Below are 10,807 nucleotides of genomic sequence, written 5' to 3' on the forward strand. Positions count from 1 at the left end.
GACCGAAGATCTGAACGCCAAAGGCGACCGTCATCGGCTGCTGATGATGCTCGACGAGTTTCCGGCCTTGGGGAGACTGGACTTCTTCGAGAGTGCGCTGGCCTTCATGGCGGGTTACGGCCTGAAGGCGTTCCTGATCGCGCAGTCGCTGAACCAGATCGAGAAAGCCTACGGCCCGAACAACTCGATTCTCGACAACTGCCATGTCAGGGTCTCGTTCGCGACGAACGACGAGCGCACGGCTAAACGGGTGTCAGACGCCCTCGGCACAGCGACCGAGATGAAGGCGATGAAAAACTACGCCGGGCACCGGCTGTCCCCCTGGCTCGGTCATCTGATGGTGTCGCGCTCTGAGACCGCTCGGCCGCTGCTGACCCCCGGCGAGATCATGCAGCTTCCACCCGTCGACGAGATCGTCATGGTGGCGGGAACGCCACCGATCCGGGCGAAGAAGGCCCGCTATTTCGAGGACGCGCGGTTTCAGGAGCGCGTCCTGACCCCGCCGACGCTCTCGAAACCGAAGACCGCAAAGCCCGACGACTGGAGTGCGCTGCCCGTGCCGGCACGGCCCGAGATGGCGGCCGCGTCATCCAGCGGCGGCAAAACCGATGACGACGATCCGACCGAATCCGAACGCCGCCATCAGCCCGAACTGAACAAGGCCAAGGCCGTCGAGAAGCGAGAACCCATCAACAACGAGTTCGAGCCGGACCCAGCCGATGAAACCGAGGATGATGCGGCGCGCAACAGCCGGATGAACCGGCTCATGCAGCGCACGGCCCGCCTCGCCTCGCTCGATCCCGGCGACGGCATAGAGATGTGAGACGCCCGATGAAGAAACCCGCCAAGAAACAGCGCCTGTCCGTCTATCTCGACCCGGATATCATGAAGACGCTGGCCGGCTATGCCGCCCGCCGCGATCAATCCCGTTCGTTGATCGCCGAAGCGGCCATCGCGTCCTTCCTGTCGCCGGACGCAGCCGAACGGCAGGAGGCGGCGACAACCAGGCGCCTGGACCAGCTCGATCGCCGCATGACGCGGATGGAGCGGGATCTGGGCATCTCGGTCGAGACGCTGGCCGTGTTCGTGCGGTTCTGGCTGACGACGACCCCGGCCCTGCCCGAGCCTGCGGCACAGGCAGCGCGCGCCAAGGCCGGTGAGCGTTACGACGCGTTTATCGTTGCTCTTGGACGACGACTCGCGAAGGGACCGAAGCTTAATCAGGAAATCTCCGAAGACGTCGAACCTCCACGCGACGCGGAATAATCATCGTTCCGCGCCTTCACAAGTCATCGGCCATTCCGCCGATCCCCTGTTGTTCTACGCTAGGCCGCTACTACGTCCAAGACCTTGTTGCGACGCCCTGATTTCTGCCTCTCTTACTCATCCCCGATCCAGGGCTGGCCGAACGGTCCCTGAACGCAAGGGGACGACATGGCGGAATCTCACCAGACATCACAGGCGACAACGCGGGGTGCGCGCATGCTGCGTACCGCCCTTGGCCCCGCCATCGCCCGGTTTCTGGAAGACCCGTCGATCGTCGAGGTGATGCTCAATCCTGATGGCCGGCTCTGGATCGACCGGCTTTCCGAAGGTCTGTCCGATACGGGCGAGAAGCTGTCGCCGGCAGACGGCGAGCGCATCGTCCGCCTGGTCGCGCACCATGTCGGAGCCGAGGTGCATCCCGGCTCGCCGCGCGTCTCGGCCGAGTTGCCCGAAACCGGCGAGCGTTTTGAAGGCTTGTTGCCTCCCGTGGTCTCGGCCCCGGCCTTCGCCATCCGCAAACCCGCCGTCGCGGTGTTCACCCTCGATGATTACGTCGCTGCCGGGATCATGTCGGTCGACCAGGCCGAGGCGCTGCGCGTCGCGGTCGCCGCGCGCAAGAACATCCTCGTCGCGGGCGGCACCTCAACCGGCAAGACCACGCTGACCAACGCGCTGCTGGCAGAGGTCGCCAAGGGCACGGATCGCGTCGTCATCATTGAAGATACGCGCGAGCTGCAATGCGCCGCCCCCAACCTCGTCGCCATGCGCACCAAGGATGGCGTCGCCTCGCTCTCCGATCTGGTCCGGTCCTCACTGCGCCTGCGCCCCGACCGCATCCCGATCGGCGAGGTGCGCGGCGCCGAAGCCCTCGACCTGCTCAAGGCCTGGGGCACCGGCCATCCGGGCGGCATCGGCACCATCCATGCCGGCAGCGCCATCGGCGCTCTGCGGCGGATGGAGCAGCTCATCCAGGAAGCCGTCGTCACGGTCCCCCGCGCCCTGATCGCCGAGACCATCGATCTGGTCGCCGTGCTGTCCGGCCGCGGATCGCTGCGCCGCCTTGCCGAACTCGCCTGCGTCGAGGGGCTAGGCCCCGACGGCGACTACCGCGTCACCCCTTCAACCCAGCCCCCAACAGGAGAACTCACATGATCCGTCATGCCATCCGTATCCGCCGTCATGTCGCGACGGCCGCCGCCGTCACCTATGTCAGCCTGTTCCTCGCACCCGCCGCTCATGCGTCGGGATCGTCGATGCCGTGGGAGGCCCCGCTTCAGTCGATCCTGCAATCGATCGAAGGGCCGGTCGCCAAGATCATCGCGGTAATCATCATCATCGTCACCGGCCTGACGTTGGCCTTCGGCGACAGCTCCGGCGGCGCGCGCAAGCTGATCCAGATCGTCTTCGGTCTGTCGATCGCCTTCGCGGCCAGCTCCTTCTTCCTCAGCTTCTTCAGCTTTGGCGGCGGGGTGCTCGTCTGATGGCGACGTCGCTGGAAAACCTGGCCGAGGTGCCGGGCTTCGTGGCCCCCGTCCACAGGGCGCTGACCGAGCACATCCTGCTCGGCGGCGCCCCGCGCTCGCTCGCCATCGTCAACGGCACGCTGGCCGCAGCCCTCGGGCTCGGCCTGCGGCTCTGGCTGGTCGGCATCGCGCTTGGCCTGCTCGGCCACTTCGCCGCCGTCTGGGCCGCCAAGCGCGATCCGCTCTTCATCGATGTGGTCCGCCGGCATCTGCGCATCCCCGGTCATCTCCGCGTCTGAGGACCCCCCCATGATGAATCTCGTTGAATATCGCCGCACCGCTACGCGCCTCGCCGACTTCCTGCCCTGGGCGGCATTGGCAGGTGACGGCGTGGTGCTGAACAAGGATGGTTCATTCCAGAGGACGGCGCGGTTCCGTGGCCCCGATCTGGACAGCGCCGTTCCCGCCGAACTGGTCGCCGTCGCCGGGCGATTGAACAACGCCTTCCGTCGCCTCGGAAGCAGCTGGGCGATCTTCGTCGAGGCGCAGCGCCATGCCGCCGCGACCTATCCGGCAAGCCGGTTTCCCGATGCTGCATCGGCCCTGGTCGACGCGGAACGCAAGGCGGATTTCGAGGAGGCAGGCAGCCTGTATCTCGACGCGCTGCTCGCCGATCAGCCGCTGACCGGAGGGCTGGAGCCGCGTCTGGGCGATTCCCACCTGCGTATCCTCACCATCGTCGGTTTTCCCACGGCGACCACGCCCGGCATTCTCGACGAGCTCAACCGGCTGGCCTTTTCCTATCGCTGGTCGACGCGGGCCGTGATGCTCGACAAGACCGACGCGACGAAGCTGCTGACCAAGATCCGGCGGCAATGGTTCGCCAAGCGCAAGAGCATCGCGTCCATCCTCAAGGAAATCATGACCAACGAGGCCTCGGCCCTGGTCGATACCGACGCCTCCAACAAGGCCGCCGACGCCGACCTGGCGCTTCAGGAACTGGGCGCCGACTACGCCGGTCAGGCCTATGTCACGGCCACGGTGACGGTCTGGGACGACGATCCGCGCATCGCCGACGATAAACTGCGGCTGGTCGAGAAGGTCATCCAGGGCCGTGACTTCACTTCCATGCCTGAGACCATCAACGCGGTGGACGCCTGGCTCGGCAGCTTGCCAGGCCATGTCTATGCCAATGTCCGGCAGCCACCGGTATCCACCCTGAACCTCGCCCACATGATCCCGCTTTCGGCGGTGTGGGCAGGGCCGGAACGGGACGAGCATTTTGCAGCGCCCCCTCTGCTCTTCGGCCAGACCGAAGGCACGACCCCGTTCCGGTTTTCCCTTCACGTCGGCGATGTCGGCCACACCCTGATCGTCGGCCCGACGGGTGCGGGTAAATCCGTGCTGCTGGCGCTAATGGCGCTCCAGTTCCGCCGTTATGCCGGCGCCCAAATCTTCGCCTTCGACTTCGGCGGCAGCATCCGCGCCGCCGCGCTCGCGATGGGCGGCGACTGGCACGATCTCGGTGGCGGGTTAAGCGAAGGCGCCGCGGATAGCGTCGCGCTGCAGCCGCTCGCCCGTATCCATGACACCTACGAACGGGCCTGGGCCGCCGACTGGATCGTGGCGATCCTGTCGCGCGAAGGCATCACCATCACCCCGGACGTCAAGGAGCATCTGTGGTCGGCGCTGACCTCGCTGGCCTCGGCCCCGGTTCAGGAACGCACCATCACCGGGCTGGCGGTCCTGCTGCAATCCAACGATCTCAAGCAGGCGCTACGCCCCTACTGCGTCGGCGGCCCCTACGGCCGGTTGCTCGATGCCGAAGCCGAACATCTGGGCGGCGCATCCGTCCAGGCATTCGAAACCGAGGGCCTAATCGGCACCGGCGCCGCGCCCGCTGTGCTCGCCTACCTGTTCCACCGCATAGCCGACCGGCTCGACGGATCTCCGACCCTGTTGATCATCGACGAGGGCTGGCTGGCGCTGGACGACGACGGCTTCGCCGGCCAGCTCCGCGAATGGCTGAAGACGCTGCGCAAGAAGAACGCCAGTGTCGTCTTCGCCACGCAATCGCTTAGCGACATCGACAATTCCGCCATCGCCCCGGCCATCATCGAAAGCTGCCTGACCCGTCTGCTGTTGCCGAACGAAAGGGCGATCGAACCGCAGATCACAACGATCTATCGCCGTTTTGGTCTCAATGACCGGCAGATCGAGATCCTCGCACGGGCGACGCCCAAGCGCGAATATTACTGCCAGTCGCGGCGGGGCAACCGGCTGTTCGAGCTGGCCTTGAGCGACGTGGCGCTGGCGCTGTGCGCCGCTTCCTCGAAAACCGACCAGACCAGCATCGCACAGATCGTCGCCGAGCACGGCCGCGAGGGCTTCCTCACCGCCTGGCTGCGCCACCGCGACGTGGCGTGGGCCGCCGACCTCATCCCTGACCTTACCAACCTGGAGACACCATCATGACCATCCGCCGTTCCCGCGCGGCCTTCATCGCCGCCACCATCCTCGCCACTCCCCTGGCGCTGTCTCCGATCCTGACGACGCCGGCGCACGCCATCATCGTCTATGACCCGACCAATTATGCGCAGAACGTGCTTCAGGCCGCGCGCGCGCTCCAGCAGGTCAATCAGYAGATTACCCAGCTTCAGAACGAAGCGACGATGCTGATCAATCAGGCGCGCAATCTCGCGAGCCTGCCATATTCGTCGCTCCAGCAGTTGCAGCAATCCGTGCAACGGACGCAGCAGCTTCTCGCCCAGGCGCAGGGCATTGCCTTCAACGTCCAGCAGATCGATCAGGCTTTCCAGACCAAATACGCCAACGTCTCGCTATCCGCATCCGATTCCCAGCTTGTCGCCGATGCCCGCTCGCGCTGGCAGAACACCGTCGGCAGCCTTCAGGACGCCATGAAGGTGCAAGCGACCGTCGTGGGCAACATCGACACCAACCGCACCGAGATGTCGGCGCTGGTCGGCCAGAGCCAGGGCGCCACCGGAGCCTTGCAAGCGACGCAGGCCGGCAATCAGCTTCTCGCCCTTCAGGCCCAGCAACTCGCCGACCTCACAGCCGTCGTCGCCGCCAACGGACGAGCGCAGGCGTTGCAATCGGCTGAAGCGGCAGCGGCGGCCGAACAGGGGCGCGAGCAGCGCCGCCGGTTCCTTACCCCCGGCTCCGGCTACCAGCCGGGGAACGCCCAAATGTTCAACAACAACTGAAAGCCGAAACGGGGGAATCCACCATGGACGGCAAGATGCTCGCTCGCCTCGGCGCCGTCGTCTTTGTCGCAGTCGCGATCACCGCGACCGCGATCGAGATGACCCGCAAGGAAGAAGTCCCGGCGCCAGCCTCCACCCGGCAACTTCAGTCGTCCACCCCCGATCCACTGCGCGCCGGTCAACGCCGCTGCCAGCAGCTCGGTGAAGCCGCGACCCGCGACGCCGAATGCCTGGGCATCTGGGCCGAAAGCCGTGATCGCTTCCTCGGAACCCCGTCGCCAGTCGCACCGGCCGCTCCCCATCAGGACGAAGGACAATAATCATGGGCGGCACCGGCGTCATCGACCAGTTTCTTCAGGTCTTCACCAGCTACATCGACTCAGGGTTCGGCCTGCTCGGCGGCGAGGTCGCCTTCATCGCCACCACGCTGATCGTCATCGACGTGACGCTGGCCGCTCTGTTCTGGTCGTGGGGCGCCGATGACGACATCATTGCCCGGCTGGTGAAAAAGACCCTGTTCGTCGGCGTCTTCGCCTACCTGATTTCCAACTGGAACAATCTGGCGAAGATCGTCTTCGACAGCTTTGCCGGCCTCGGCCTCAAGGGTTCCGGCACCAGCTTCACCACGGCCGATCTGCTCCGCCCCGGCAAGGTCGCCCAGACCGGCCTCGACGCCGGACGGCCGCTGCTGGAGTCGATCTCCGGCCTGATGGGCTACTGGGCCTTTTTCGAGAACTTCATTCAGATCGCCTGCCTCCTGTTTGCCTGGGCGCTGGTGTTGCTCGCCTTCTTCATCCTGGCCGTCCAGCTCTTCGTCACACTGATCGAGTTCAAGCTGACGACGCTCGCCGGCTTTGTCCTCATTCCCTTCGGCCTGTTCGGCAAGTCCGCCTTCATGGCCGAGAAGGTCCTCGGGAACGTCATTTCCTCCGGCATCAAAGTGCTCGTCCTCGCCGTCATCATAGGCATCGGCTCGACCCTGTTCGGCCAGTTCACCGCAGGCTTCGGCGGCGCAACGCCGACCATCGACGACGCCATGGCCATCGTGCTGGCGGCGCTTTCCCTCCTCGGTCTCGGTATTTTCGGCCCCGRCATCGCCAACGGCCTTGTTTCCGGCGGTCCCCAGCTCGGCGCCGGCGCCGCTGTCGGAACCGGCCTCGCCGTCGGTGGTGCAGCCATGGCGGCAGGCGGCGCGGCAGGTCTCGCTATGAAGGGTGGTGCCGCGGCTTTGTCCGGTGGCGCGGCCGCCGTTCGCGGGGGCGYCGCCGCTGCCGGCGGAGCCTCTACCGCCTATGGCCTCGCCTCTGCTGGTCAGTCCGGCGCGAGCGGTGTCGCTTCCGGCCTTGGCGGCGTGGCGAAGGCAGCGGGCAGCGCAGCCGTATCGCCACTGAAGCGCGCAGCCTCGAAAGCCGCTGAGAGCGTCAAATCCAGCTTCTCGGGCGGCGCGAAATCCGCCTTCGAGACCACCGGCGGCTCCTCGACCATGGGAACGATCGGCGGCGAGGCCGAAGCCGCTGCCCCGTCATCTCCCGCCGCCCCGAACGGCCCGCCTGACTGGGCCAAACGGATGAAGCGCTCGCAGGGCCTGTCCCACGGCGTTTCCGCCGCCGCCCATGCGGTGCGCTCCGGCGACAGCCACGGCGGCGGCTCTTCCATCAACCTTTCTGAAAGTGACCGCTGATGTTCAAACGACCCGCCACCCATTACGGCAAGACGCCCGAACCCGAGACCCCTTACCAACGCGCCGGACAAGTCTGGGACGAGCGCGTCGGCTCCGCCCGCGTCCAGGCGAAGAACTGGCGATATATGGCCTTCGGTTCGCTGATCCTGTCTGCCGGCTTCGCCGCCGCCCTCGTCTGGCAGTCGGCGCGCGGCACCATCGTCCCCTGGGTGGTGCAAGTCGACCGTCTCGGCCAGTCGCAGGCGATCGCGCCCGCGGTTGCCGACTATCGCCCGACCGATCCCCAGGTCGCCTGGCACCTGGCCCGCTTTGTCGAACAGGTCCGCTCGATCCCGGCCGACGCCATCATCGTGCGCCAGAACTGGCTGCGCGCCTATGACTTCACGACCGATCGAGGCGCGATGGCGCTCAACGATTACGCCCGTACCAACGACCCTTTCACCAAGGTCGGCAAGCAGCAGATAGCCGTCGACGTCTCCAGCGTGATCCGAGCCTCGCCGGACTCGTTCCGCGTCGCCTGGGTGCAACGCACCTATCAGGACGGCTCACTGGCCTCGACCGAACGCTGGACCGCCATCCTCACCATTGTCGTGCAGTCGCCCCGCGACGCCGAAAAACTCCGGGCCAATCCGCTCGGCATCTACGTCAACGCAATCAACTGGTCGAAGGAGCTGGGGCAATGAGCCGGCAGACGATGAACCCTGCCGGACTTCCGGCTTTCCGCAAAACCGCCATTCTGGCCGTGCTGCTGGCGACGACAGCGCTGGCCGGCTGCACCACCATGAAGAAGCCGCCGGAAATCTCTTACGACGATGCCGCGCCCGCTGTGCAGACCGTCGATCCGGCCTCGCCGGTAAGAGTGGTCGAACTGCCGCGTCCRCTGCCGCTACCTGGACAGATGAGGCCGGTCGAGGAGTCCCGCCGCGCACCTGAGCCGACCGATCCGGCTGCCCGCGTCAATCAGGCCAATGCCGCCGCCCGCATCCAGCCAGTGCGCGACGGCTTCATCAACGCCATGCAGGTCTATCCCTATACTGGCGGCGCTCTCTATCAGGTCTATACCGCCGTCGGCCAGATCACCGACATCGCGTTGCAGCCCGGCGAACAGCTTGTGGGGTCAGGCCCGGTCGCCGCCGGCGACACCGTGCGCTGGATCATTGGCGACACCGAAAGCGGCTCCGGCGCGACGCGCCAGATCCACATCCTCGTCAAACCCACCCGCGCCGAGCTGATGACCAATCTCGTCATCAACACCAACCTGCGCACCTATCACATGGAACTGCGCTCGACCGAGCGCACCTATATGGCGTCGGTCTCCTGGCAGTATCCGCAGGACCAGCTCATTGCGCTGCGACGCCAGAATGTTGAAGCCCAGGCCCAGCAGCCCGTCGCGACCGGCGTCGATCTCGCCAATGTCAATTTCCGCTACGCCATCGAAGGTGACCGCGCGCCCTGGCGGCCGCTGCGCGCCTATGACGACGGGCGGCAGGTGTTCATCGAATTCCCGCGCGGCATTGGCCAGGGCGAGATGCCGCCGCTGTTCGTCGTTGGCCCGGAGGGCAATACCTCGGAACTGGTGAACTACCGTGTCAGCGGCCGCCACATGATCGTCGACCGCCTGTTCGCCGCTGGTGAGCTTCGCCTCGGTTCCGGCAATTCCCAGAAGCGCGTCCGCATCACCCGCACCGATGGGAGGCCTGCATCGTGAGTGAAGAAGAATCCCGAAAAGAGGACGTGGACGCGCCGCTGGTCGGAGCGCCGGGCGAACCGGCGGCGCCCATGCGTCTGCGCGCGGAAGCCCCACGCGTCACCCGCCTGTCGCGCAAGGTGCTGGCGGGCCTCGGGCTCGTCGCCAGCCTCGGTGTCGGCGGTGCGCTGATCTATGCACTCCAGACCCGCGATCCCGGCACCGGCAATGAGGAACTCTATTCCACCGACAACCGCGCCACGGCCGACGGCATCGCCGGCCTGCCGAGCGACTATACCGGCCCTGTCCTGGGACAGCCGCTCCCCGGTGATCTCGGGCGTCCCATCCTCGATGCGCAGAACAGAGGCCAGGCCGTGCCGGTCCCCGGCATGGCGGTTCCCGATCCGGGCCTCAGCGCCGAGGAGCAACGACGGATTCAGGAGCTGGAGGCAGCGAGGACCGCGCGGCTGTTCGCCTCGACGGAAACGCGGACGACGACATCCGCTGTCACGGCTGGCGACAACCATTCGCCTGCGCCACCGTCGCTGGCCAGTCTCGGACTAGGCCCGCAGCCTTCCACACCCAACGCCCAGGATCGCCAGCTCGCCTTCCTCAATGCCGCGGTCGACCGGCGCACCGTGTCGCCGGATCGGATCGCCGCACCTGTATCGCCTAACGTCCTGCAGGCGGGCTCCATCATCTCGGCCGCGCTGATCACCGGCATCCGTTCGGATCTTCCCGGCCAGATCACCGCCCAGGTGACGGAAAACATCTATGACAGCCCTACGGGCCGCATTCTGCTTGTACCGCAGGGCACGCGCATCATCGGCGAATACGACAACGGCGTCGGCTTCGGACAGCGCCGCGTGCTGCTGGTGTGGAACCGCCTGATCCTGCCCAATGGCAAGTCCATCGTGCTGGAACGCCAGCCGGGCGCCGATGCCGAAGGCTATGCCGGTCTCGAGGATGGTGTCGACTATCACTGGTGGGACCTGGCCAAGGCCGCCGCTCTTTCGACCCTGCTCGGCGTCGGCGCAGAACTCGCCACCGACGACAATGACCGTCTGGTCAGCGCCATCCGCGATGGCGCGCAGGACACCATCAACGACGCCGGCCAGCAGATCGTCCGCCGTCAGCTCAATGTCCAGCCGACGCTCACGATCCGACAGGGTTTTCCGGTCCGCGTGGTTGTGACCCGCGATTTAGTCCTCGAACCTTACGGAGGCTGACATGACCAAGCTGAAACTTGGACCGATCACCGAAGACAAGCCGGTCAAGATCACAATCGATCTACCCGGCAGCCTGCATCGCGATCTGGTCGCCTACGCCGAAGCCCTGGCTAGAGAGATCGACCAACCGGCGACCGATCCGAAGCGGCTGATCGTGCCGATGCTGGAACGATTCATTGCGACGGATCGGGGGTTCGCGAAACTTCGCCGTGCGCCGGAACACGCTTCACGCCGTGTGAAGCATCCGTCAGACC

At 66.0% G+C, this 10,807-nt stretch carries 13 protein-coding genes; all 13 read left to right on the forward strand.

Translation table 11 applies throughout. From position 1 onward, the window contains the following. The coding region (locus tag AB4Y99_RS22685; protein WP_441524924.1) for a type IV secretory system conjugative DNA transfer family protein at nt 1-823 on the forward strand (823 nt) is incomplete at its 5' end. A gap of 8 nt (nt 824-831) precedes the next feature. Next, the gene (locus AB4Y99_RS22690) at nt 832-1,266 is read left to right on the forward strand and encodes a CopG family transcriptional regulator (RefSeq protein WP_394083175.1); all 435 of its coding nucleotides are present in this window, start codon (nt 832-834) and stop codon (nt 1,264-1,266) included. A 168-nt stretch (nt 1,267-1,434) separates the two neighbouring features. Then, nucleotides 1,435-2,418: a P-type conjugative transfer ATPase TrbB gene (gene trbB / locus AB4Y99_RS22695; RefSeq protein WP_394083173.1), complete on the forward strand. Its 984-nt coding sequence runs from the start codon at nt 1,435-1,437 to the stop codon at nt 2,416-2,418. After that, complete coding sequence (locus AB4Y99_RS22700; RefSeq protein ID WP_394083171.1) at nt 2,415-2,747, forward strand: TrbC/VirB2 family type IV secretion system protein; 333 nt, start codon at nt 2,415-2,417, stop codon at nt 2,745-2,747. The genes trbB and AB4Y99_RS22700 overlap by 4 nt, the downstream gene beginning before the upstream one ends. Further along, nucleotides 2,747-3,028 (forward strand): VirB3 family type IV secretion system protein, encoded by a 282-nt coding sequence (locus AB4Y99_RS22705; RefSeq protein ID WP_394083169.1) that lies wholly within the window; start codon nt 2,747-2,749, stop codon nt 3,026-3,028. Before AB4Y99_RS22700 ends, AB4Y99_RS22705 begins: the two co-directional genes overlap by 1 nt. A gap of 10 nt (nt 3,029-3,038) precedes the next feature. Continuing rightward, on the forward strand, nt 3,039-5,204 hold the full coding sequence (trbE, locus tag AB4Y99_RS22710; RefSeq protein WP_441524931.1) for a conjugal transfer protein TrbE: 2,166 nt from the start codon (nt 3,039-3,041) through the stop codon (nt 5,202-5,204). Then, on the forward strand, nt 5,201-5,956 hold the full coding sequence (gene trbJ / locus AB4Y99_RS22715; protein ID WP_441524925.1) for a P-type conjugative transfer protein TrbJ: 756 nt from the start codon (nt 5,201-5,203) through the stop codon (nt 5,954-5,956). Before trbE ends, trbJ begins: the two co-directional genes overlap by 4 nt. A gap of 23 nt (nt 5,957-5,979) precedes the next feature. Continuing rightward, the gene (gene trbK-alt, locus AB4Y99_RS22720; RefSeq protein ID WP_441524926.1) at nt 5,980-6,276 is read left to right on the forward strand and encodes a putative entry exclusion protein TrbK-alt; all 297 of its coding nucleotides are present in this window, start codon (nt 5,980-5,982) and stop codon (nt 6,274-6,276) included. 2 nt (nt 6,277-6,278) lie between these two features. Further along, nucleotides 6,279-7,637 carry a P-type conjugative transfer protein TrbL gene (gene trbL / locus AB4Y99_RS22725; protein WP_441524927.1) on the forward strand — a complete coding sequence of 453 codons (1,359 nt, stop codon included), beginning with the start codon at nt 6,279-6,281 and terminating at the stop codon, nt 7,635-7,637. Next, entirely contained in the window at nt 7,637-8,320 is a 684-nt protein-coding gene (trbF, locus tag AB4Y99_RS22730) for a conjugal transfer protein TrbF (RefSeq protein WP_394083159.1), read from the forward strand. The genes trbL and trbF overlap by 1 nt, the downstream gene beginning before the upstream one ends. After that, nucleotides 8,317-9,345 carry a P-type conjugative transfer protein TrbG gene (trbG, locus tag AB4Y99_RS22735; RefSeq protein WP_441524928.1) on the forward strand — a complete coding sequence of 343 codons (1,029 nt, stop codon included), beginning with the start codon at nt 8,317-8,319 and terminating at the stop codon, nt 9,343-9,345. Before trbF ends, trbG begins: the two co-directional genes overlap by 4 nt. Beyond that, complete coding sequence (locus tag AB4Y99_RS22740) at nt 9,342-10,553, forward strand: TraB/TrbI/VirB10 family type IV secretion system protein (protein WP_441524929.1); 1,212 nt, start codon at nt 9,342-9,344, stop codon at nt 10,551-10,553. Before trbG ends, AB4Y99_RS22740 begins: the two co-directional genes overlap by 4 nt. A 1-nt stretch (nt 10,554) precedes the next feature. Further along, on the forward strand, nt 10,555-10,807 hold a 253-nt coding region (locus tag AB4Y99_RS22745), incomplete at its 3' end, for a DUF2274 domain-containing protein (protein WP_441524930.1).

It is taken from the genome of Allobosea sp. TAB14 (assembly GCF_052113865.1).
Taxonomy (GTDB): domain Bacteria; phylum Pseudomonadota; class Alphaproteobacteria; order Rhizobiales; family Beijerinckiaceae; genus Allobosea; species Allobosea spartocytisi.

Bases quoted from the DNA above. Each gene is read 5' to 3' on its own strand.
- trbK-alt (WP_441524926.1), top strand. From the start codon at position 5,980: ATGGACGGCAAGATGCTCGCTCGCCTCGGCGCCGTCGTCTTTGTCGCA.
- trbB (WP_394083173.1), top strand. From the start codon at position 1,435: ATGGCGGAATCTCACCAGACATCACAGGCGACAACGCGGGGTGCGCGC.
- trbE (WP_441524931.1), top strand. From the start codon at position 3,039: ATGATGAATCTCGTTGAATATCGCCGCACCGCTACGCGCCTCGCCGAC.
- AB4Y99_RS22690 (WP_394083175.1), top strand. From the start codon at position 832: ATGAAGAAACCCGCCAAGAAACAGCGCCTGTCCGTCTATCTCGACCCG.
- AB4Y99_RS22700 (WP_394083171.1), top strand. From the start codon at position 2,415: ATGATCCGTCATGCCATCCGTATCCGCCGTCATGTCGCGACGGCCGCC.
- AB4Y99_RS22705 (WP_394083169.1), top strand. From the start codon at position 2,747: ATGGCGACGTCGCTGGAAAACCTGGCCGAGGTGCCGGGCTTCGTGGCC.
- trbF (WP_394083159.1), top strand. From the start codon at position 7,637: ATGTTCAAACGACCCGCCACCCATTACGGCAAGACGCCCGAACCCGAG.